At 61.4% G+C, this 22,219-nt stretch carries 24 protein-coding genes; 13 read left to right on the top strand and 11 right to left on the bottom strand.

Translation table 11 applies throughout. The features are described from left to right. Positions 1-942: a LysR family transcriptional regulator gene (locus ACUN0E_RS09340; RefSeq protein ID WP_408520343.1), complete on the top strand. Its 942-nt coding sequence runs from the start codon at positions 1-3 to the stop codon at positions 940-942. A 46-nt stretch (positions 943-988) separates the two neighbouring features. Here ACUN0E_RS09340 and ACUN0E_RS09335 read toward each other — a convergent pair whose 3' ends face one another. The 3 genes from ACUN0E_RS09335 to ACUN0E_RS09325 form a co-directional block, all read right to left on the bottom strand. Further along, positions 989-1,948 carry a VOC family protein gene (locus ACUN0E_RS09335; RefSeq protein WP_445566387.1) on the bottom strand — a complete coding sequence of 320 codons (960 nt, stop codon included), beginning with the start codon at positions 1,946-1,948 and terminating at the stop codon, positions 989-991. 100 nt (positions 1,949-2,048) lie between these two features. Next, the gene (locus ACUN0E_RS09330; protein WP_445566386.1) at positions 2,049-2,894 is read right to left on the bottom strand and encodes a fumarylacetoacetate hydrolase family protein; all 846 of its coding nucleotides are present in this window, start codon (positions 2,892-2,894) and stop codon (positions 2,049-2,051) included. A gap of 57 nt (positions 2,895-2,951) precedes the next feature. Then, positions 2,952-3,662, bottom strand: a complete 711-nt coding sequence (locus ACUN0E_RS09325) for a GntR family transcriptional regulator (protein WP_445566385.1) — start codon at positions 3,660-3,662, stop codon at positions 2,952-2,954. A 182-nt stretch (positions 3,663-3,844) separates the two neighbouring features. Between ACUN0E_RS09325 and ACUN0E_RS09320 the strand changes: the two genes are divergently transcribed. The 5 genes from ACUN0E_RS09320 to ACUN0E_RS09300 all read left to right on the top strand — a co-directional run bounded on the left by ACUN0E_RS09320 (position 3,845) and on the right by ACUN0E_RS09300 (position 8,657). Continuing rightward, positions 3,845-4,744: a LysR family transcriptional regulator gene (locus ACUN0E_RS09320; RefSeq protein WP_445566384.1), complete on the top strand. Its 900-nt coding sequence runs from the start codon at positions 3,845-3,847 to the stop codon at positions 4,742-4,744. Between the two features lie 246 nt (positions 4,745-4,990). Continuing rightward, entirely contained in the window at positions 4,991-6,313 is a 1,323-nt protein-coding gene (locus ACUN0E_RS09315; RefSeq protein ID WP_445566383.1) for an MFS transporter, read from the top strand. A gap of 109 nt (positions 6,314-6,422) precedes the next feature. Next, positions 6,423-7,463, top strand: coding sequence for an amidohydrolase family protein (locus ACUN0E_RS09310; RefSeq protein ID WP_408229148.1), 1,041 nt, complete (start codon positions 6,423-6,425; stop codon positions 7,461-7,463). Next, the gene (locus ACUN0E_RS09305; protein ID WP_445566382.1) at positions 7,460-8,140 is read left to right on the top strand and encodes an RraA family protein; all 681 of its coding nucleotides are present in this window, start codon (positions 7,460-7,462) and stop codon (positions 8,138-8,140) included. The genes ACUN0E_RS09310 and ACUN0E_RS09305 overlap by 4 nt, the downstream gene beginning before the upstream one ends. A gap of 118 nt (positions 8,141-8,258) precedes the next feature. Further along, positions 8,259-8,657 (top strand): hypothetical protein, encoded by a 399-nt coding sequence (locus ACUN0E_RS09300; RefSeq protein WP_445566381.1) that lies wholly within the window; start codon positions 8,259-8,261, stop codon positions 8,655-8,657. Between the two features lie 23 nt (positions 8,658-8,680). On the opposite strand, the gene ACUN0E_RS09295 is transcribed toward ACUN0E_RS09300, so the two are convergent. From ACUN0E_RS09295 to ACUN0E_RS09285, 3 genes are all read right to left on the bottom strand, one after another. Then, the gene (locus ACUN0E_RS09295; protein WP_408484655.1) at positions 8,681-9,535 is read right to left on the bottom strand and encodes an AraC family transcriptional regulator; all 855 of its coding nucleotides are present in this window, start codon (positions 9,533-9,535) and stop codon (positions 8,681-8,683) included. A gap of 23 nt (positions 9,536-9,558) precedes the next feature. Beyond that, the gene (locus ACUN0E_RS09290; protein ID WP_445566380.1) at positions 9,559-10,272 is read right to left on the bottom strand and encodes an alanyl-tRNA editing protein; all 714 of its coding nucleotides are present in this window, start codon (positions 10,270-10,272) and stop codon (positions 9,559-9,561) included. Positions 10,273-10,388: 116 nt separating this feature from the next. Further along, positions 10,389-11,333, bottom strand: a complete 945-nt coding sequence (locus tag ACUN0E_RS09285) for an aromatic alcohol reductase (RefSeq protein ID WP_408509127.1) — start codon at positions 11,331-11,333, stop codon at positions 10,389-10,391. Positions 11,334-11,363: 30 nt separating this feature from the next. Between ACUN0E_RS09285 and ACUN0E_RS09280 the strand changes: the two genes are divergently transcribed. From ACUN0E_RS09280 to ACUN0E_RS09265, 4 genes are all read left to right on the top strand, one after another. After that, entirely contained in the window at positions 11,364-11,492 is a 129-nt protein-coding gene (locus ACUN0E_RS09280; protein ID WP_408509128.1) for a hypothetical protein, read from the top strand. Between the two features lie 201 nt (positions 11,493-11,693). After that, a complete protein-coding gene (locus ACUN0E_RS09275; protein ID WP_445566379.1) occupies positions 11,694-12,605 on the top strand; it encodes a LysR family transcriptional regulator in 912 nt (303 codons plus the stop codon). A 42-nt stretch (positions 12,606-12,647) separates the two neighbouring features. Further along, on the top strand, positions 12,648-13,214 hold the full coding sequence (locus ACUN0E_RS09270) for a chromate transporter (protein ID WP_408229181.1): 567 nt from the start codon (positions 12,648-12,650) through the stop codon (positions 13,212-13,214). Positions 13,215-13,216: 2 nt separating this feature from the next. Beyond that, the gene (locus ACUN0E_RS09265; RefSeq protein ID WP_408229184.1) at positions 13,217-13,789 is read left to right on the top strand and encodes a chromate transporter; all 573 of its coding nucleotides are present in this window, start codon (positions 13,217-13,219) and stop codon (positions 13,787-13,789) included. A gap of 137 nt (positions 13,790-13,926) precedes the next feature. On the opposite strand, the gene ACUN0E_RS09260 is transcribed toward ACUN0E_RS09265, so the two are convergent. The 4 genes from ACUN0E_RS09260 to ACUN0E_RS09245 form a co-directional block, all read right to left on the bottom strand. Next, complete coding sequence (locus tag ACUN0E_RS09260) at positions 13,927-14,922, bottom strand: ABC transporter substrate-binding protein (protein ID WP_445566378.1); 996 nt, start codon at positions 14,920-14,922, stop codon at positions 13,927-13,929. 123 nt (positions 14,923-15,045) lie between these two features. After that, positions 15,046-15,843 (bottom strand): BPSS1780 family membrane protein, encoded by a 798-nt coding sequence (locus tag ACUN0E_RS09255; RefSeq protein ID WP_445566377.1) that lies wholly within the window; start codon positions 15,841-15,843, stop codon positions 15,046-15,048. Between the two features lie 56 nt (positions 15,844-15,899). Further along, positions 15,900-17,078: a DUF1700 domain-containing protein gene (locus tag ACUN0E_RS09250; RefSeq protein ID WP_445566376.1), complete on the bottom strand. Its 1,179-nt coding sequence runs from the start codon at positions 17,076-17,078 to the stop codon at positions 15,900-15,902. Then, complete coding sequence (locus ACUN0E_RS09245; protein WP_445566375.1) at positions 17,075-17,416, bottom strand: PadR family transcriptional regulator; 342 nt, start codon at positions 17,414-17,416, stop codon at positions 17,075-17,077. The genes ACUN0E_RS09250 and ACUN0E_RS09245 overlap by 4 nt, the downstream gene beginning before the upstream one ends. Before the next feature lie 513 nt (positions 17,417-17,929). On the opposite strand from ACUN0E_RS09245, the gene ACUN0E_RS09240 reads away from it, so the two are divergent. Further along, a complete protein-coding gene (locus tag ACUN0E_RS09240; protein ID WP_408336378.1) occupies positions 17,930-18,706 on the top strand; it encodes a class II aldolase/adducin family protein in 777 nt (258 codons plus the stop codon). A gap of 23 nt (positions 18,707-18,729) precedes the next feature. Next, positions 18,730-19,656, top strand: coding sequence for a 2-hydroxyacid dehydrogenase (locus ACUN0E_RS09235; protein ID WP_445566374.1), 927 nt, complete (start codon positions 18,730-18,732; stop codon positions 19,654-19,656). 58 nt (positions 19,657-19,714) lie between these two features. Here ACUN0E_RS09235 and ACUN0E_RS09230 read toward each other — a convergent pair whose 3' ends face one another. Next, a complete protein-coding gene (locus ACUN0E_RS09230; protein WP_445566373.1) occupies positions 19,715-20,683 on the bottom strand; it encodes a LysR family transcriptional regulator in 969 nt (322 codons plus the stop codon). 197 nt (positions 20,684-20,880) lie between these two features. Here ACUN0E_RS09230 and ACUN0E_RS09225 point away from each other — a divergent pair, with 197 nt between their 5' ends. Next, positions 20,881-22,191 (top strand): MFS transporter, encoded by a 1,311-nt coding sequence (locus ACUN0E_RS09225; protein WP_445566372.1) that lies wholly within the window; start codon positions 20,881-20,883, stop codon positions 22,189-22,191. Positions 22,192-22,219 lie beyond the last annotated feature (28 nt).

Here is a 22,219-nt window from a genome sequence, read left to right as displayed (position 1 = left end):
ATGACCAAGTCGCACCCCGGCATTACGGATTTGAATCTGCTGCGCGTGTTTCTGGCCATCTCCGATCTGCGCAGTCTGACCGCCGCGGGTGAGCGCCTCGGACTCACGCAACCAGCGGTCAGCCATGCACTGCGCCGTTTGCGTGTGTTGTTCGACGACCCTCTCTTCGTTCGAACGCCCACCGGCATGGTCCCGACCGACGCCGCTTTGCACTTGCATGCGCCCCTCACACAGGCGTTCGGGATCATCAACGTCGCGGTCCAGCAACTCGCGAAATTCGACCCCGCCACCGCGCAACGTGTATTCCGCGTTTCCATGTCAGACATGTCGGAATTCTATTTTCTGCCACCCCTTCTCACGATGCTCGACCAGAACGCGCGGGGCATCCGTATTGAGATCGCGAACTTCCCAGTCGACTCGGTTAGCGCCGCAATGCGCAGCGGCAAGATCGATCTGGCACTCGGCTACGTGCCGGGTCTTGACCCGGGTTGCGTGAGCAAGACCCTCTTCGTCGATGAACATGTCTGCGTGGTGCGGGCAGGCCACCCGCTACGCAAACAGAAGCCAACCAAGGAAGACCTCGCGGGCTTGCGCTACGTCTACGCAAGCACAAACGCAACCGGGCACAGGATGGTCGAGCAATGGCTGGAAGAACTGAATCTCCACCGGGATATCGTATTGCGCTTGCCCCATTTCGTGGTGGCGCCCGAGATCGTTCAACATACCGATCTCGCCGTCATTTTCCCCAGGAGCATCGCGCAACGCTTTAACCGCAACAAGGCCTTTCGCATCCTTCCGTTGCCGTTCTCCCTGCCGCCCATCGAAATTCAGGTCCATTCGCACTCGCAATTCTCGGCGGACCCGGGCATTGCATGGCTCCTCGATGCGATTTACGCCATGTTCCATCAGCCGTCGGTCGGTACAGAGACGGGAAGTAGTTGAATCCTGCGGCGTTACAGTGCGTAGGTTCTTTGAAGCAGCGTGGCGATCAGGCTTCGCTGTTATGAATGAAATACGGCGGCACGTCCGGCCCCCACAGATAAAGCGAGTCTTCAGGCGGAAAGTCACCGGCCGGCCAGACTTGGCCTGCGCTCACGAAATCGATGTCCGCGGAAAACTCGGAGAACGAACCCCACGGGTCCATCACGTAGTGGAAGTAGTTCGAACCGAGCACATGGCGGCCCGTCCCCCAGCCACGCGTGTAACCCGCGACCGCCATTTGCGACGAGCCGGCGCCGACTTCATCGATACCGTCGACATCCCACGCGACGTGATGCCAGCCCTTCGCGCTGCTCTTCGCGAACGCGACCAGATGATGATCGCTGCCGTGCACAGCGTGCATGAAGGCGATGATGTCGGCTGAACGGTCGGACAGGCGCAGACCTAACGCGCGCTGATAGAAATCGGTTGCACGCAGCGTATCCGGCGTGAACAGCAGCACGTGGCTCATGCGCCGCGGCTTCACGATGTGCGCCTGCGAACGCGGATGCGAGCCGCGGCGATCGGCATCCACTTCTGCGCGGCCAAATGGTGTCTTTTGAGCCGGCGTGGTTTTCGGTCCGACGCCGACGTGAATCAGATTGCCGTCGGGATCGACGAACCACAGACCGTCATCCGTATGTTGCCGCCCTTCGGCAAGTGCTGCGGCGTCAGCACCGACACGGCCGCCCGCTTCGCGCACCTGGCGCTCGAGGGTCTCGAGATCGCCTTCGAAGCAATTGAAGCTGAGATACGCGAGCGATTTGTTCGCCGCAGGGAGAATACGCGCCCAACGGTGTCCGTCGAGCGCGCGTAACTCCAGTTGCGTATCGGGGCCCTCGCCGATGTCGCGCACGTCGAGGCCGAACGCGCCGTAGAAATGCCGCGCGTCGGCGATCGAAGGCACGTTCAGCGCGAAATGATCGATTGAATGAACGGCGGCGCGGCGCGCGGATACATCGTTGCTCATCTCTGTCTCCAGCGAGAAAGTGCCCAACTCGTGGCGCGGCGCCGGAAGCGGCCTCTATGGACCCGTACGGCGGCATCGCGCGATGAACCACCCGGGCGCGTCAACCGCGCGCGGGTTCCTGCACGATCGGATTATGCAGCGGCATGAATCCCTCGACGCTCACTTCGCAAACGTCACCCGGTTTCATCAGCAGCTTCGGCTCACGTGCCCAGCCAATGCCCGACGGCGTGCCGGTCACGATGATATCGCCCGCTTCGAGCGTGATCGCTTCGCTGATCGTGGAGATCAGCGTTTCGATGTCGAACACCATGGTGTCGGTCGAGGCGGACTGCACGATCTCGCCGTTCAGGCGCGTTTCCAGTTGCAAACCGCGCGCGCCGTGCGGAACTTCATCCGGTGTGACGAGTTCGGGACCAAAAGCACCCGTGCCGTCGAAGTTCTTGCCAACCGTCCATTGCGGCGTCTTGAACTGATAGTCGCGCACCGAGCCGTCATTGAAAAGCGCGTAGCCCGCAACGTGCGAGAGCGCGTCGGCCTTCGCGATATGACGGCCACCGCTTTTCAGCACAACAGCCAACTCGCCTTCGTAATCGAGCGCATCGGATACGTTTGGACGCACAATCGGTTCGTTATGCGCCACCAGGCTGGTGTTCACACGCAGGAACAGCGTCGGATAACCCGGCTGTTCGTACTTGCTCTCCTGCGTGTGTTCGCTGTAATTCAGACCCACGCAGATCACCTTGCCCGAACGCGTGAGCGGCGGCAGAAACTTCAACTCCGCCACGGACCGCTCGCCGCTGACTTCAGCGCCCGCCGCGTAGGACACGAGATCAACGCCTCTCGCCAGCAGATCGTCGAGCGACGCCGGGCCCAGCACCTTCACCTTGCCATCTTTCAGCAGACCCAGCTTGCGCTGGCCCTCTTCTTCAAACTGCACGAATCGCATTTCGTCCTCCTCTCATGTCGAGGACGAGCTTAAGACAAAAATATATATAAAACAACTTTAAATATTTTTTATTGCCGGCGCACGCAGCGCGTCGGCAACCAGACGCGCAGTTGTACCGAAGTGATCCGCCAGTAACGAGCCTGCCAGCTCGACGTCATGCGACAGAACCGCCTCGACGATCGCCTCGTGTTCGTTGGCGACGCTGCGGTCGTGCCCATGCGGCGCGGTTGCCGACAGGTGCCGGTAACGCGCGGTCTGATCGCGCAGCATGGTCGCGAACTGCGTCAGCCACGGCGACTGACAGCCGGCAATCAGCGTTTCGTGGAACCGGTTATGGGCGATTTCCCACTCAGGATTCAGCCGGTCGGGATGGGCTGGGTCGTAGACGGGCAAACGCTGCAGCAGATGATGCGCAGCCAGCAGTTCGCCTTCCCAGCGTGCATCGCGGCGGCGAATCGCCCGTGTAATCGCCAGCCGCTCAATGTCCTGGCGCGTTTGCGTGATGTCCTCCAGTTCATCCAGCGAGACCTCCGCGACGCGGAAGCCTTTCTGGTCGGTCGCCACGACAAAACCGCTCGCGCTCAGGCGCGACAACGCTTCCCGTAATGGAATGGCGCCCACGTCGTAGCGCTCGCCCAGCTCCCGTACACGCAGCTTGCTGCCCGGCTCCAGCAGACCGGCGATGATGTCGCGCCGTAGCGTGGTTTCCAGCGCGGACGCTATCGTGCGGCCCGAGCCGTCGTCGAGTACTGCTGTCGCGTCGCTCATGGCCGCGTCCTCAATCTGATGGAAGTGATATAAACACCAATTTTATATATATTTTCTGATTTTACCAGCTTCATCGTCGAGCACCGGCTGCGGCGCCGTGACGTCCTCCATGTGCATAGGCATTGCGTCGCCCGCGGTACAACCCGCTATCCTCTGCCTACCAAAGATCAGGAAAAATGGATATGAATCTCAGGGCGTTACAGTGCTTCGTGATTCTGGCTGAGGAGCTCAATTTCAGCCGCGCCGCCGAGCGCCTGCATATCGCCCAGCCCGCGCTGAGCCAGCAGATCCGTTCGCTCGAAGAACGGCTCGGCACGCAGTTGGTGGATCGGGCAAGGCGCCCGCTGAGTCTGACCGAGGCCGGCCACTATCTCTGCACGGAGGCGCGCCAGATACTGGGTTCCCTGGAACAGGCGAGCCTTGTGGCGCAGGAGATCGGCGTGGGCCGGCGCGGCTGGCTCAGCATCGGCTTCACGCGCTCGGCGATGTACAGCATCTTGCCGCCCGCGCTCAAGGCGTTTCACCACGCGTTCCCGCAGGTCGAACTCAAGCTCTTCGAATTGCTCACGGAAGAGCAAACCGATGCGTTGCGCGATATGCGCATTCACATCGGCATTGGGCGGCAACCGCTGGCGATTGAGGGTTGCACGTCCTATCCGCTGCTGCGCGAGCGCGTCATGGTCGCACTCGAACCGAGCCATCCGCTTGCCGCGCACGACACCGTGCGGATTACCGATCTCGCCGATACGCCGTTGATTCTTTATCCGAAGCACCAGAACGCACAGTTCAAACGCTCCGTGCAAACGCTCTATCGCGACGCGGGTGTGACCCCGGTCGTCGCTCACCAGGCCTATGAAATTCAGACCGCGATCGCGCTCGTGGCGGCGGGTCTGGGCGTCACGTTCATCGGCGAATCGGTCGCGCGGCACGGACGCACCGACGTCGTATTCCGCCACCTCAGCGGTCCCGGCTCGGCGTACCGATCGACACTCGCAGCCACCTTTCGCACCGACGACGCTTCACCCCATCTACGCGCCTTCCTTACCTGCCTCCCCGCTCCGCTTGCTGCCCCCACACTATAAGTAAAAACCTATACAAGCATAAGCAAGCGGTCTTGGACTCTCCGTCCGAGCGTTCTTATCATGAAGTTCTTTGCTTCGGCCCCGCCCGTTCATGAGCGCATCAGCCCATGCAGATACGAGCGGCGGCCCCTGAAATCCGGCCGCCAATTACGCGGTCAACGGACACTGCCGGCGTTCGATCCGGCAGGCCGACCATAAGAACGCAGCGACGGTTCATGAAGCCGTGGCAGCAAGGTAGGAGACAGCATGACCTCATTGAACGAAGCCGCAACCATGCGCAAAGTGTACGGGCGATTAATGCCCCTGCTCTTTGCGATGATGTTCTTCAACTATCTGGACCGGATCAATATCGGTTTCGCCGCGCTGGACATGAACAAGCAGCTGGGTTTCAGTCCAGCCGTGTTTGGTTTCGCGGGCAGCATTTTCTTCTTCGGCTACATGCTGCTGGAAGTGCCGAGCAATCTGTTGCTGCATCGGGTCGGCGCACGCCGCTGGATCGCGCGCATTCTGCTCACATGGGGCGCGGTCGCGGCAGCCACCGCCTTCGTCTTCAACGATTCGAGCTTCTATGTTTTGCGCTTTCTGCTGGGCGTGATGGAAGCGGGCTTTTTGCCGGGCGTGGCGGTCTATCTGACCAAATGGTTTCCTGAGCGCTACCGGGCTCGCGCGGTGGGCGGCTACATCATCGCGGGATCGTTTTCGGCGGTGCTGGGCGGTCCGATTTCAACGACGTTGATGACCTACGCGAACGGCGTTCTCGGTTTGCAGGGATGGCAATGGATGTTCATCCTCGAAGGCGTCCCGGCGATGGCGCTCGGTCTGCTGACGCTGCGCATCATGACCGAACGTCCGGCCGACGCCAACTGGCTTTCCGACGACGAAAAGCGCTGGCTCGAATCGACGCTCACCGCCGAACGCGAGGCTGTCGGCGGCAATACCCATTTTCCGCTGCTGCGCGTGGCGAGCGACATCCGCGTATGGAGCCTCGCGTGTCTGTTCGGCTGCGCGTTGGTTGGCATTTATGGTCTGTTCCTGTGGCTGCCGCAGATCGTCAAGAGTCTCGGCCATCTGAGCAATATCGAGGTCGGCTTTCTGTCCGCCGCGCCGCCGCTGCTCGGCGTGTTGGGCACCTTCCTGATCAGCCGCAGTTCCGACCGCACCGGCGACCGCAAGAAGCACCTCGCCTTCGTGTACGGCATGAGCGCACTGGCGATTGCCGGCAGTGCGTACGCGCCGAACCCTGTGATCGCCTACGCGCTGCTGTGTCTGACTGGATTGTTCATCTACGCGGGCAACCCGCTGTTCTGGAGCCTCGCGTCGTCGTTCAGAACCGGTGCCGCGGGCGCCGCGACCATCGCGCTGATCAATACCATCGCGCAGTTCGGTGGCCTGGTCGGCCCCTGGAGCATCGGGCTGGTACGCAATGCAACCGGCAACTTCAAGCTGGCCCTGCTGACGATCGCGGCGTTTCTGGTGGTCGCGACGATCATCGCGCTCGTGATGCGTGTCACGCCGGCTGAAAATGACGCCGCCTCGCTCGCGACCGGCGACCCTGCCCCGCGCGCTTGAAACCGCTTGAAAACCGTGGCTCAAGAAATAGCGAATGCACGACGCGGACCTTTAAGCACGCGTAAGCACAGGTAAGCACTCACAAGGATACCCAACGGGTTTTCACACCATGATCATCGATTGCCACGGTCACTACACCACCTCGCCGAAGCAGCACGAGGCCTGGCGCGCGCAGCAGATCGCCGCGCTGAAAGACGGCGGTTCGCCGCCACCGCGCCCTGTCATTACCGACGACGAAATTCGCGAGAGCATCGAAACCGGCCAGATTCGCATCCAGCGCGAACGCGGCACCGACCTCACGATCTTTTCGCCGCGCGCCGCCGGCATGGGGCACCACCTCGCCTCAGCCGATGCCAATGCGGCCTGGTCGAGCGAATCCAACGACCTCATCCATCGCGTGGTTTCGCTGTTTCCGCGCAACTTCGTCGGCGTGTGCCAGTTGCCGCAGGCACCGGGCACCGCACCGGCCAATTGCATCGCCGAATTGCGGCGTTGCGTGGAAGAGCTCGGGTTCATCGGCTGCAATCTGAATCCGGATCCTTCGGGAGGCCACTGGTCGGGACTGCCGCTCACGGACCGCTCGTGGTATCCGCTCTATGAAGCCATGGTGGAGCTCGACGTGCCGGCGATGATTCACGTGTCCTCCTCGTGCAATCCGAATTTTCATGCGACGGGCGCGCACTACATCAACGGTGACACCTCCGCGTTCATGCAGTTGCTGCAAGGCGATCTGTTCGCCGACTTCCCGACCCTGCGTTTGATCATTCCGCACGGCGGCGGCGCGGTGCCCTATCACTGGGGACGCTATCGCGGACTCGCGCAGGACATGAAGCGGCCGCTGCTCAGCGAATACCTGATGAAGAACGTGTTCTTCGATACCTGCGTGTATCACCAGCCCGGCGCCGAACTGCTCGCCAAAGTCATTCCGGTCGAGAACATCCTGTTCGCGTCTGAAACCATTGGCGCGGTACAGGGTATCGACCCGGAAACCGGCCACTACTACGACGACACGCGGCGCTACATCGACGCGATCGAATGGCTCAGCGCCGCGGACCGTCAGCGTATTTACGAAGACAACGCCCGCGCGGTGTACCCGCGGCTGTCCCGTCAACTCGAGCAACAATTCGCCACCCAGGGGGCAACGTTATGAATTCCGCTACGAATCCAATCGGTTGGCGCGAACACGAATCCGCGCCCCAGGCAAACCCGGCAACGCTCGACGCATTGCGTGAACTGGCGGTTTCGCTGCTCAGCGACAACATGGCGCGCGCGAGCGGAATGGTCGGCTTGCGGCCATATCATCTGCCAAAGCCGATGGCGGGCACCGCGGTCACGGTGCATACCCGCCCCGGCGACAACCTCGCGATCCATCGCGCGTTCGACTTTTGCCGGCCCGGCGATGTGCTCGTGATCGACGGCGCGGGAGATCTAACGCAAGCGCTGATGGGCGAGATCATGGCCAGCTTCGCGGAGAGCCTGGGCGTGCAGGGCCTCGTCATCGACGGTGCGATCCGCGATGTCGGCGCGCTGCGTCAGCGCGATTTTCCGGTCTATGCGCGTGGCGTGACGCATCGTGGGCCATACAAGAATGGCCCCGGCGAGATCAACGTGCCGGTCACGGTCGGCGGGACGGTGGTTCATCCCGGGGATATCATCGTGGGCGATGAAGACGGTTTGCTTGCGATCTCGCCCGCTGACGTGGACGCGGTGATCGAAGGCGCACGGCGGCAACATGCGAAGGAAACGGCGGCGTTGAAGTCGATCGCCAATGGAAGTTTCGATCGGTCCTGGGTCGTGCCTCATCGCGACCGGATGATGAACAACTGACTTCACGCATGACGTCAGCGCGTGCATGATGCTGGTTCGCCGCGTATCGTGAGTCGCGTACCATGTGTCGCGGCGAATCAGCCATCATCGTCCCAACCCCGCAGGAATCGCGTACCTCATGGCGGAATATCTGAACGCGGCAACGCTCCTTGAACTCGCGCAACGTGTGGAACAACGTGACGTCGCGCCATGCACGTGTACTAAAACACCACTGGACGGCTGGCTATCGCAACCGCTTTCTCTCGACGAAACGCAGTTGAAGGAAGTCGGCACGCTTGCACCGGATGACGACCCTGAACCCACGTTCAGCGAGTATCTGCCGGACAAAACGGGCTACTGGTCGGCCGACGCGCCCATCGCGCCGCGTTACTTCCCGTACAACCGCTGTACCGTCTGGCAGTGCTCATTGTGCAGCCGTCTTTATCTGCGATACACGGAAGGCGGTGGCTACTTCGTCGATCGCAGGATTCGCGCTTTACAGTCGGCATTGATCGAGGACGTTCCGCTTCCTGAATAAAGCTGCATTCCGGCGGCGCGCACCTAATGCCCAGGCTTCAGCGCCGCATACGTCCCCGGCGTAATCCCATAGGCTCGTTTGAAAAGCCGGTTGAGATGGCTTTGATCGTAGAAGCCGACGGCCGCGGCGGCCGTCGCCGCGCCATGCCCCGCTGCGAGCATCCGTTTTGCCGCGAGCAGCCGAACCTGCGTTGCATAGGCGTGCGGCGGCAGTCCAAACTCTTTACAGAAGGCACGGGTGAGGTAATAGCGGCTCAGCCCGACAAGTTCCGCCAGTTCGTCGACCGGGATATCGCGCGCATAGTTGGCGGCGACGTACTCACGCACTTGCGCCATCTTGCGGGCTTCGCGCCGCGCTTCGCCGAGTTCGTGCCTCGATTGACCATATCGTCCGACCAGCATCCCCATCGCGGCCCACCAATTCGCCTGCCGCTCCATCAGCGAAACGGAGCCGTGTTCATCGAGACTCGCGTGCGCCTTGACCAGCAGGCCGGCAAGGTGTGCATCCTGATAGAGCCCCGGCGGGATCAGAAGCGGTTTGTCGGGACGCGAGTCGGGCGAGAACACCGCGCCCAGCGCACCCAAGCCCTCCATGTCGAGGTAGATGGCGCGATAAATCCATTCGCGGCCTTCCCACACCTCGCCGCTGTGATACTCGCCCGGGCCGAACACGAGCACGCTGCCGGGTCCGGCGACGTCACTGCCCGTGCGCGTATGACACTGGCCCGCACCGGTTTGCGTCATGACGATGACGAGTTCGTCGTGCAGATGCCGGTCGAATTTGTGCTCGCCATAGCGAGCACTCGCGAGGCAGGCGCCGTCGAGCGCGCCGTCTCGCCAGCACACCACCTCCGGGCCGCTTTTATCCGATGTGTCCATGGGTCGCTCTCCCGGGATGTCCTTCAAACCAGCTCAACTCTCACCCGGCGATTGCGGCGCCCCTTGTTCTCTATCTTCACGATGCGGATCGGTCTCGATTGCGCCGTATTGGTCAGATGCGTGCCGCCGCAAGCCTGCCGGTCCAGGTCGCCGATTTCGACGATCCGCACCGTGCCGTCGGATGTCGGCGGCGGCGCCACTGAAAGGCTGCGGATCAGGCCCTGGGTCGACTTTGCTTCCGCGGCGCTCACGTAGTAGGTGCGCACGTCCATGGCGCTGCGGATCACCTCGTTGGCGGGCTCCTCCAGCAGGCGCAGCGCGTCGTTATCCGCTTCGGGCAGATCGAAGTCCATCCGGGCAGTGCCGTCGGCATTGATCTGCGCGCCGGTCACGAGCGCGCCGGCGAAGCGCTGATACACGAGTGCGTTGAGAATATGCGTGGCCGTATGAAGCTGGGCGACGGCGGCGCGCCGGGCCGCGTCGACGGCCACGTGCACGTTGCCGTTCAGTTCGAGCGGCTCATCGAGCAGATGCCATAGCATGCCGCCTTCCGATTCGACGCCGGTAATGCGAACCGCGCCGTGCGCATGCGTCAGCGTCGCGGCGTCCGACACCTGCCCCCCGCCGCCCGGGTGCAAGGCCGAGCGGCCCAGCACGACTGCGCCGGGTCGCGAGGCGATCACGCTCGTTTCGAACTCAAGTAAGTCGGGCTGCTCATGGCAAAGATAGTGCGGCACCTTGATGTCCTCGCGTGAAATGACTGATTGCGCCTAGCATACTCAGTCTCATGGGAGGTCGTCTTGGTTAAAAATGCCCTTTACGGCTGGGGCCGGATCATGGCCGCTAGCGCGGCCTACTCACTCGCCACACTTTCACCCGCCAACAGATTGGTCCGCATCCACGCCTCGAGATCGCCGACTTCAATGCCATGTTGCGCATTGAATGTCCGCTCCTTGTCCCACGCCACACCAGTTCCTTCGGCGAACACGAGCCGATATTTCCTGATCGGATCGCCGGGCTGCTGAGCCAGTTCCCCCCTCAACTGCGGCACGCTCCACTGGACACGTTCGACGTTCAGGCCCAGCATCGCATCGACTGCGTCCGCCAATCGGCGATAGGTCACCGTGTCGCCCGCGACGTAAACAATCTGCGCGGCAATGCGCGGTTCAGCAAAGACGATCTCCGCCGTCAGCATGCCGATGTCGGCGGCGGTTGTCACGGTGACGGCGTTGTCCCAGCTTCCCAGGGCGTGCACCGTGTTTTGCTCCAGGTTCACTACACCAAAAGACGGGTCAAACAGGAAGCTGGTGAACATGCCTGTCGACACGATCACCCACTCCGTCTGAGTTTGTGCGCGTAAGAGATCGCGCACGTCCAGTTGTTCGTCGAACAGATCCTGCGCGCTGCCCCGACCAATAACGTCGTAATCCACGCCGAATTGCCAGGGGAAATAGCGCTTGACGCCGGCTTCGAGCGCGGCGCGGGCGATCTTGAGCTGCACGCCTTTGCCGCCGACAAAACCCGTGCACGAGATGACGGTGTCGAAGCGTCGGAAAACAGCAGCGAGCGATGCTTCGGACTGGTCCGCCAGATCGCCCGGGACCAATTCGATGTTGAGTGCGCGCAGTTCGGCGACATCCTTCTGCTTGAGCGAATCGCTCGAAGCAATGGTCGACGAGCGCAGGAGAGCCGCGACCGAAACGCCCGGCCGCGACGCAGTGTGGCGCGCAAGACTGTGTAGAACGGCCATACCGAGTTCACCGGCGCCGAGGACGAGAATGGAATTTTTGTACGACATGGATACGACCTCTTCAAAGCTTGAGAAGTGTTGTCAGAAGCGTCCGCTTACGCGAGCCGCCGTCACCGGCGCGACACCTCGCAGTGGCTTGCGCTGGAGGTCAACCGGACGATCTGGAGTGTAGGTGCGCTGATGGGCGGCATTGTTCGCCGTCGTTGAAATGAGATCGCGCCCGGGTCGAACGATCCGCCTTCAATTCGCTACTGGCACTGAACCGTTTGAGCTGGGCAGCACGCAGATCGCGGTACGATGGAGGCCCCGCCAGGCAGTCCGCGAGCGGCGGGGAGCGGATTGAGTAGCGAGTTGAGAACAGCGAGCTGAGAAGCGGATTGAGAAGCGAACTGGACAGGCGCCGTGCTTATGGACAAACTTCAAGCGATGACCATTTTCGCGCGCGTTGTTGAAGCTCAGAGCTTCAGCAAGGCGGCGCAAACGCTGTCGATGCCGCGATCGTCGGTTACGACGATCATTAAAAGTCTGGAGCATCATCTGGGCACCACGCTGCTGCGCCGTAGTACGCGCACGCTCAGCCTGACCGACGCGGGCAATCGATACTACGCCTCATGCCGCGCCATTCTCTCCGACATCCAGCAGGCGGAAGGCGATTTATCGGAAGACGCAGCGGCGCCGCGCGGGCGCGTACGAGCGGACATGCCGGGCGTGATCGGCCGGGCAATCGTGTTGCCGAGGCTTCGGGAATTCGAGCAGCGCTTTCCTGACATCGAACTCGTACTTGGACTGAGCGACCGCCCTGCCGACCTCATTTACGATGGCATCGATTGCGTCATCCGTACCGGAGAACTGGCTGATTCGACCTTAAGTGCGCGCCAGCTCGGGCAACTGGTCTGGCTCACCTGCGCGTCGCCGCGCTATCTGAAGGAGCATGGAGAACCAGAGACCGTGAGCGGGCTCAGTACCCACCGCGCGATCAATTACATATCGAATGCGACCGGCAGACCGTTAGACTGGCGCTTCAGCGTGGACGGCGAAACGCTCACCATGACCATGCAAAGCCGCTTTGCTGTCAATGAAACCGAAGCCTACCTGCAATGCGGCCTGGAAGGGTTGGGACTGATCCAGTTGTCGGAGTTCGTAGCGTTGCCATACCTGAAAACAGGCCGGCTGAAAGAAATTTTGGCACACGCGAGATGCTCGCCGGTGCCCATTTCCCTTGTTTATCCACACGGCCGGCACGCAAGCGGTGCCACCCGAGCGTTTGTCGATTGGGTCGTGGAGATTTTCGAGCAAAATGACATCCGACGAGGTACTTAACCGGGATTCACCCGTCATACGCCAATCTGACTGGAAGATTCGATGTCCAAACAAATTGCTAACGCGAGTCGACCGCCCACCCTCACCGGGCTATTCCTGATATTCAGCCGTATCGGGCTCACCAGCTTCGGTGGCGGCCTGAGCGGCTGGCTCCTGCGGGAATTCGTCCAGGATCGCGACTGGATCAGTGAAGAAGACTTTTTGAACGGCCTGGCCATTTCTCAGGCGCTGCCGGGCATCAACGTCAAAAACATGGCGATATGGATCGGCCACCGTCTGCTCGGCTGGCGCGGCGCGTTGCTGGCGGTCGCCGGCATCATCATCCCGCCCGCTATTTTTATTATTGTTCTCGGCACGCTTTTCAGTCACCTGCTGCAGTTCCCGATCGCTCACATCCTGCTCGCGGGCGCGGCAGCCGCGGCCACCGGCCTGTCTTTGTCGATGGGCGTGACGACCGCGCTCCGGGTGCGGCGCAGACTCCTTCCTCTGCTCTTCCTCGCGGGCACCTTCATCGCGGTCGGCATATTGCGTCTGCCGCTGGTGTGGGTCGTGGCAGGCGCGGGTGGCCTGAGCGTGCTTGCCGAATACATCAAACTACGCAAAGCCTAGCCATGTCGAATCGCGTTCTTCTACAGCTAACCGCGGTTTTCGCGCCCCTGTCGCTGGTCACGATAGGCGGTGGCCAGGCCATCATCGCCGATATCCAACGGCAGGTTGTCGACGTGCATGGCTGGATGACGCATGCCCAGTTCGCCGTCGACTTTGCCATCTCGCGCATGGCGCCCGGCCCCGGCTCGCTGCTGGCTACGTTGATCGGCTGGCAGATCGCAGGTTTCTGGGGCGCTGTCGTGGCCACGCTGGCATTGCTCGCGCCTACCGGCATCCTGATCTACGGCGTGACCCACATCTGGACACGCTATCAGGGCGCGGCGTGGCAATTGGCGCTCGAGCGCGGGCTGCGGCCCGTCGCCTCCGGCATGATCCTGGCTGCGGGATGGGTTCTGCTGAAGTCGCTCGACGGCGGGCTTCCGGCCAAAGCGATTGCCCTCGTTTCAGTAGCCACGCTGCTCAGCACGCGAATCAATCCGCTGCTTCTACTGCTTTGCGGTGCCTTGCTATTGCTGGGCATGTCTGAGCTCGGCGCCAGTCTCCCCGCCATGCTTCAAGTGCATATAGCGAGCTAGTGCAATTCCATCACGGCGTCTGCAGCGGCCCGTCCTTCAGGCGGGTTAGCGCCCACGTCGATGGCGGACGCCGGGTGCACACCCGCCGGCTTCGCCAGGCACGGCGCAACGCGCCACAAGGCGCGCCACCTTTCGCCTCAGACCTTTGCGATGTGCGTCTCGGCAATCGCGCGGACATCGATGCGACGCGGCAGGATAGCGTCGCGATCCGCGCTGTCGGCGACTTTCTGGAGTGCGGCGATATCCGCCTCGGTCACGAAGTGCTGTTTCAACGACGCGCGCTGCGTGATCTGTTTGGCGGCTTCGAGCGGCGAGCGCGTCAATGTCGAGTAAACCTGCGCGTAAGCATCGGGGTTTGCAAGCGCCCAGTCACCGGCACGTTGCAGCCTGAGCAGAACGTCTGCCATGGCCGCGCGTTTGCGCGCATCCGCAAGCGCGGCACCCGACGCTGTGATAAAACCGAGACCACTATTGATGCCGGAACCGTCGCGCAAAATGCGCGCGCCACGTTGGACAGCGATGCCGTAGTAAGGATCGAACGTCGCCCATACTTCGATCGAGCCGGACGCGAACGCAGCAAACGCATCGACGGGCAGAATGAAACGGACCTTGACGTCGTCCTTCGAGAGTCCGGCTTCGGCGAGTGCGCCATACAACTGGAATTGCGAAATGCTGCCGCGCGCCGACGACACGAACACGTTGCGCCCCCTAAGATCCGCCACCGTGCGAATCTGCGAATCGTGTGCCACCAGAATGCCGAGTTGCGCGCCCGAGCCTACACGCGTCGCGACGATCTTCAAGGTCGGATCGCCGACAGCCGCTGCAAGCACGGGCAAATCACCCGCCGGGGCAAGATCGACGGCGCCTGCGCGTTGCGCCTCGAAGAGTGGCGCCGCACCCTGGAAGTTGGCCCAGCGAAATGCGTATGGCGTGCCGTCGAGTACCTTCGCCGCTTCGGCAAGCGCCCGTGTGCCGCCGGCCTGGTCGCCGAGCACGAGCGTGGTCGTCGCCAGATCGGCGGCCTGCACGCTGCATGAATGAAATGCGCCGGTTGCGGCAAGCGCCGGAACTGCACTGAGCAGCTTCAACGTACGTCGACGCACGGAAAAAGACGTGAAAACAGAATCGCCCATATGCCCTCGCTTGCACTATTTCTGCAAGCGTAGCGATCACGATGCATCATGAGAATGATTCAATTCCGATATCTATATCGCGGCCGGGCAGCTATCTTTTTCACCCAGGCACGAACCCGTCACTTACGACTTCTCGAATATGCCGCGATAGCCGCCGTACATCGACAGAACGATCAGCGCGCTGATTAGCGGCATCACCACCAATCCGCGCAGAAGCAATGGCGCCGAGTTGGCCAGCAAACCATCGCCCGCGGCCACGATTCCGTACACGGACGCAGCCCGCCAGTTGCGCACGACAGCACGCAAACTTGCCGCCATCGCGTTCAGCGGTGAGACGTTGTTCAGAACAACCAGCGTCGGCGCGAACCAGACCAGCGAAGCCGCGACCGCATAGGCCAGCATATCGAGTACCGGCTCCAGCGCATTGCCGGTGCCGTTGCGCGTGCCATAAACAATCGTCAGGTCATGCATGCCATTCGGTGTAACAGATGCCTTCATGGACACATGGAACGCCGCGAACGAAATCAGCTGACCCGCACAGGCAACGGCAGCGCCGCACAGCCCGATCGTGATCAACGCATTGCGATGCACACTGACGGTCTCGACCGTCTCGCGAATCGACCACGGACGCGCGTTGCTCGAGCGTTCCTGCATCAGCACCAAACCGGCGGCGAGGATCGGCCCGACGAGCACGGCCAGCACGCGCAACGGCGGCGCCAGTTCGAACAGCGTCGCGAAATCGGCGCAACCGAGAATTGCCACGAGCCACAGCACCGGATTCGCGCGAGCGATACGAAACCCTTCCGAGAGCCAGCCGGCAACGCTTTGTAAGCTGACCACGCGACTATCCGGATAGCGCAACCCGGAGGCATGTTGCCCACGTGCCGGAACTGCCGTACCGCCTGAATAATGCATATTCATGACCGTTTCCTTTTCATCGAATGAGGATAGAGACGTCAGTCAACCTGCGCCATGCCTCAGGCGGATTGCCCTTCGTCGAGTCGAGCAGTAATAAGATCGAGTTGCCGCTGAACGTAGCGGACGAGAGCGCGCCATGTAATGCGCGTCAACCACAAACACAGCCATAAGCCGACAATGCCGGCAACCAGCATTGCAATTCCGTAAATCATCGCGCCGATGCCTGAGCCATGCGACCCGACGATCACGAGGCCGTCTGAACCGTCCTTGATCGAGATATGGTCACGATCGAACACGACCGAATCCGAGCCGCTGTGGACCGCCATACTCTTGCCGCTGCCGTCCGCGCCTTGCACGAAAGACACATGGTCGCCGTGGTTCCTGATGTCCCACGCCATCGACTTCGCACCGGTTCCGATACGCGCCACCGCTATGTGGTCCCCTTCGTCATCTTTAAGATCGAGCGCAACGATGTCCGCGGATGCGATAGACCATGTGCCGTCCGGCTCGACCGTGAACAGATCGCGCGCGCCGCCGACGGAATTGATCTTGAGTTTGCCTTCGTCATTCTTCACGTCGATCGGACCGGCACGCGTCACGATGGAAATCCGTGTCGCTGCATCCGGCCGCAGCAGGAAACGGTCGCCGACCACTTTGAATACTTTCATATTGGCTGTTGCGAGGCGCGCGTCGCCTTGCGCGGAAGAGTCATCCGCGTCGTCGTCCGCGTCGTCATCGTCTTTCGCCGCTTTGTCGTTACCTTTGCCGCTCGCTTGCTGATCCGTTATCCGGTCACTGCTCTCGAAGCTGAACGGCACCGAATGGAACGACGGCCACCCGAACATGTGATGACTGCCGAGCGCGATCACCGTCACCAGCCCGGCTACCGTCAGCGCACCGGAAACCGCGTAGCCGATCGTCAAAATCAGCAGATAGAACATGAACGGGATCAGCAACAGCAATTGCAGCAAACCGAGCCCCGCGATCGACGCGACCACCCGCATCAAATTACCGAACGAGCGCCGCGTTTCCCACTGACGGAATGTCGCCTGCGCCTTCAGTTCGCGTGCGAGCTTCACCGGGTCGCCGAGCGCTGCGACCACATCTGCCTCACTGCGGCCCGCTGCGAGCGCGTCGCCGAAATACTCGCGATAGTCGGCAACAATTTCGTCGACCACCTGCTTCGGCAAACTCCGCAGTTCGTGGCGCAATTGCTGGATGAATGCGTCCTGCGTCATTGCTTTTCCCCTGTTCCTGAGCGTGTACCGGACAAGGCCAGCACACCGTTGACTTCATCGACAAAACTGCGCCATTCGCCTTGCATTTGCGCCAGGCTGCTGCGGCCTGCCGCCGTCAGCGAGTAGTATTTGCGCGGCGGCCCCGAGCTGGATTCGACGAAATAGGTCGACACCCAGGCCTCGGCCTGCAGCCGGCGCATCAACGGGTAAATCGTGCCCTCGCTGATCTCCATGGTTTCGGATAGCGTCGAGACGAGCTCGTAGGCGTAGCTGTCGCCGCCGGCGAGGACAGCTAACACGCACATGTCGAGGGTTCCCTTCTTGAGCTGCGTTTTCATTCAATTCCATTACATTAGCGTGCATGGCACGGTACCTTGCTATGCACTGGTGCGAAACGCACCGATCCACGTGATGTGGAACGAACTCTAGCACTCAGTACTATTCAATGCAAGGTACTGTTCTATGCACAGGACAGACAAGCTGACCGGATCGCCGTGGAAAAACCCATGCGCCGGGCCGTCCGGCCCCGTCCTCCGGCGAGGTTGGACGAGCCATCAACCGGAAGAAGCCGCCCACCGGAGCGGCCGCCCGACCATTCGCTGCATTAATACAAAGGATTAGAAAACAGACTTTTACTTATTGTTTTTGGCTTCCGATAAAGGCACCAGGCCATGCGCGCAATGGTTGCGGTCATGCTCTGAAATCACGCCACCCAATATTTACGCCGCTAATGATCAGCACTGGAACAATGAAATTGACGGACACTGACACGCTAACGAACACTACGCGTACGACAGCAAGCGAGAACCAGGGAGTCTTCTGACATGCAATCCACGCCCACACCCGATCGAATGAGCGATACGCCGGCGCCGCTCGACGCCGAACAGCAGGTACGCGAAGAACTGGCGGCGCTCTACCGGCTGGCCGCTCACTTCCGCATGACCGACATGATCGACACGCACATCACAGCGCGCCTGCCCGGCTCGCCGGGCGAGCCGCCGGCATTTCTGATCAACCGCTATGGCGTGCTGTTTCATGAAATGCGCGCGTCGGATCTCGTGAAGATCGATCATCTCGGCAACGTGATCGACAAACGGGCGCACAGCGAACCGGCACTGTTTCGTGTGAACGCTGCGGGGTTCACGATTCATTCAGCCATCCACGCGGCACGCGACGATCTGCATTTCGTGATCCATACGCACACTGCCGCCGGAACAGCGGTATCGGCTCAGGAGCAAGGGCTGTTGCCGATCAGTCAGCATGCGTTGAAGTTCTACGGCAAGCTCGCGTATCACGATTACGAAGGCATCGCGCTCGAACTCGGCGAGCGCGAGCGCCTGGTGCGCGATCTCGGCTCCTGCAAGGCGATGATCCTGCGCAATCACGGGCTGCTGGCGGCAGGCGCCACGGCGGCCGAAGCGTTCCACGAGATCTATTTCCTCGAGCGTGCCTGTCAGGCGCAAATCCAGGCGCTGGCCGGCGGCAGCGCGCTGCGCATTCCGCCGCGAGAAGTGTGCGAGTTGACCGCGAGCCAGTTCGCGCGCGAAGACTCCGCGGAAATTTCGGAGTTGGCGTGGCACGCGGCGTTACGGTTGATCGACGACCCGCAATCCGACTACCGCAGCTAGGCCTGTTTTTTCGATTCGACGCAATGACCAAATTAGTTCTGATGAGCCGTGACTACGACATGTCACATCTGGTGCAGCCGATTCTGCGCGCCGCCCCTGAATTCGATGTCGTGATGCACGGCGAGCGGTCCGCCACGGATGCTGACATCGCCGTGTGCTGGAACCCGCCGGCCGGCGCACTGGCGGCGCTGCCGAAACTGCGGCTCGTGCACAGCATCGCCGCGGGCGTCGACAATATCCTGTCCGACCCTGCCCTGCCCGCCGTGCCGCTGTGCCGCGTCGTCGATCCGCAGCACGCACGCGGAATGAGCGAATTCGTTACGTGGGGGGCGCTGCACTTTCATCGTCAACTCGATCGCGTGCTCGCCAATCAGCGTCTCGACCGCTGGTTCCGCCACGAACAGCGTGACGCTTCCGAATGCGCCGTCGGCATCATGGGACTGGGAGAAATCGGCAGCCACGTCGCCACGGACTTGCAGCGCTTCGGCTTCGCGGTGCGCGGATGGGCGCGCAAGCCTCGTGAACTGCCGGGCGTGACGACCTTTTCCGGTCCCCATGAGTTCAAGCCATTCCTCCAGGGGACGGACATCCTCGTGTGTCTCCTGCCGCTCACGCACGAAACCCGCTGGATTCTCAACGCGAACACGTTCGAACACTTGCGGCCGGGCGCGAAACTGATCCACGTCGGCCGGGGCGAACATCTGGTGCCCGCGGACCTGATCGCCGCGCTGACGAGCGGGCAGATCGGCGGTGCGATCGTCGACGTGTTTCCGACCGAACCATTACCCCGCGAAGATCACTTATGGCGGGCACCGAATCTGATCGTGACGCCTCACATGGCGTCGGTCGCAAGCTCGGAAACGATCGGCACGCAGGTGGCGCACAACGCACGCAGGCTGATCCGCGGCGAGCCGCTGCACAACGTGGTCGACGTCACGCGCGGCTATTGAGTGCAGCTATTGAGTGCAGCTATTGAGTGCAGCTATTGAGTGCAGCTATTGAGTATGGCTATTGCGCGCCGCGCTGACGGTCAGCGCCTTCCGCCTGGCCGTCGATGAACACATTCAGCGCATCGATAAACGCGGTTTCAGCAGCGCTCAGCTTGCGGTCCAGTGACCACAGCATGTAAATATCGAGGTCGGCTACCCCTTCATCCGGCGGGAGCCGCTGAAGGCGGCCTTGCGCGATGTCGTCGCGCACGACGTGTTCCGGCAGGCAACCGATGCCGAAGCCCGCGAAGATGAAACGCCGCACCTCGGTCATGCTCGACGACGAGCCGACCACACGCCCCGTGAAGCCCATCTCGTCACGAAAGAAGGTGAGCGGCGACATGTGGTCGCCGACTTTGTCGCCGGTGAAGGAGACGAACTTCTCACCGGCCAGATCGGCGACCCGAAGGTCGCTGCGCCCAAAGAGCGGGTGATGACGTCCACAGAAAAGTGCATACCGCTGACGCAGAAACACACGGCTGTCGACCCGTTTAGGTAATGCGCGCCGCAGCGTCAGTCCGAGCGTTGCGGACTTTTGCTGGAGGCTGTTCACCACGTCGGCGCTGCGCATTGCCTGGCTTTCGAGTTCGATACGCGGGTACGTGCGATGGAACTCCGCGAGAAACGTGTCATAGGCCGGAAAATCGATTCCGCTGACGGTACTCACGCGCACCATGCCGGAGATATCGTGACCGCGATCCACCTCGGCAAGCGACAGACGCGAGATCATGCCGTACACGTCCTCAGCAATCTGCTTCACTTCGATACCGGCCTGCGTGACCTCGATGCGCGGGCCGTGGCGATCCACGAGGCGCAGTCCCAACTGTTCCTCTAGCCGACGCAAGGCCTGGCTCACCGCAGGCTGCGTCAGATGCAGCTTCGTTGCCGCGCGACTCACGCTGCCTTCTTTCGCAATGGCGAGAAAAGTACGCAGCAGGTTCCAGTCAAGGCGGTCGTTCAGATAGGTGTCCGGGCGGTCTTTGCTCACGACAGTCTCACTTTTTTCATCATCCGAAAAAATTATACTGAGGATCGGGACTAGAAATGAGACTTATTGTTTTTGATCAGGGCGAGCATTAGCCATTCTGATAGTGAAGATTAAAAATGCGAATTTTGCGGGCGTATTTCGGCGACCGATAAAGACAGCAGTCAAGCCAACGCTGCTCGTCCATCAACAGGATTCCCATGTCCCATTCTGAACAGACTCATCAACCCGTGCGCGCCGCCACTGCGGCTTTTATCGGCACGGCCGTCGAGTTTTACGACTACTACACCTACGCGACCGCCGCCGCGCTCGTGCTCGGTGACGTGTTCTTCCCGAGCAGCAATCACTTTCTGAGTACGATGGCTTCGTTCGGCACGTTCTTTGTCGGCTTCATTGCGCGCCCATTGAGCGGCGCGGTATTCGGGCATCTCGGCGACAAGCTGGGCCGCAAGAAGATGCTGCTGCTGACCATGTTCCTGATGGGGATCGCCACGACCGGCATCGGCCTGCTGCCCGGCTACAGCAGCATCGGCATCTGGGCGCCCATCTCGCTCGTGCTGTTGCGGATTCTCCAGGGTATTGCCGTGGGCGGCGAATGGGGCGGCGCGGTACTGATGGCGAGCGAGCATGCGCCAACCGGCCGCAAAACGTTCTTCGCGTCGTTTCCGCAGATGGGTAGCCCGGCCGGGTTGATTCTTTCCCTCGTATCGTTCCGGCTCGTCACGTCGCTCGATCACGAGAGCTTCGTTGCGTGGGGCTGGCGCTTGCCGTTTCTCGCCAGCTTCGTGCTGCTCCTGATCGGCATGGCGATCCGCCTCGGCGTAAAAGAGTCGCCCGAATTCGAGCAGCTTCGCAAGCATCGCGAGGTGCTGAAGTCGCCCGTCAAGGAAGTGTTGAGCACCGCGTGGTATCCGATCGTCATGGCGGCCATGGCGACGACGATCGGCTCCGCCGGGTTCTTCTTCACCAACACGTTCATGATTTCGTATGTCACCGGTTATCTCGGCATGTCGAAATCGTTCATTCTCGATTGCCTGTTTGTCGTGACCCTCATCCAGTTGGCGTCCCAGCCGATTTCGGCGCTGTTGGCCGAGCGGGTTGGCGAGACCCGCTTTCTGACCTGCGCCGCCCTGCTGTCCATGCTCACACCCTACCCGATGTTCCTGCTCGTCAAGACGCAAAACCCCGTCGCGATCGTGGCAGGTATCTCGCTCGCGGTGGTCGTTCTGTCCGCCATCTATGCGGTCATCGCCGGTTTCATGACGCCGGCATTTCCCACGCAGGTCCGATACTCCGGCATTTCGATTGCCTATCAACTGTGCGCGACGATCGCCGGCGGGACGACGCCGTTGATCGGCACGATGCTCGCGCAGAACTACAAGGGCGAGTGGCTGCCACTGGCGATTTTCTTCAGCATGCTTTCGGCTGTGTCACTGGTTGGAATCGTGGGACTCGGGCGTTATCGCAAGGGGATACGTTCGGAGGGGTCTGCTGCGGTGCTGGCCAATTAGCTGCCTGATGAAGCGTCGCAGATCGAGC

The sequence above is a fragment of the Paraburkholderia sp. D1E genome, from assembly GCF_052682275.1.
This window is presented reverse-complemented; position numbering and strand designations above follow the sequence as displayed.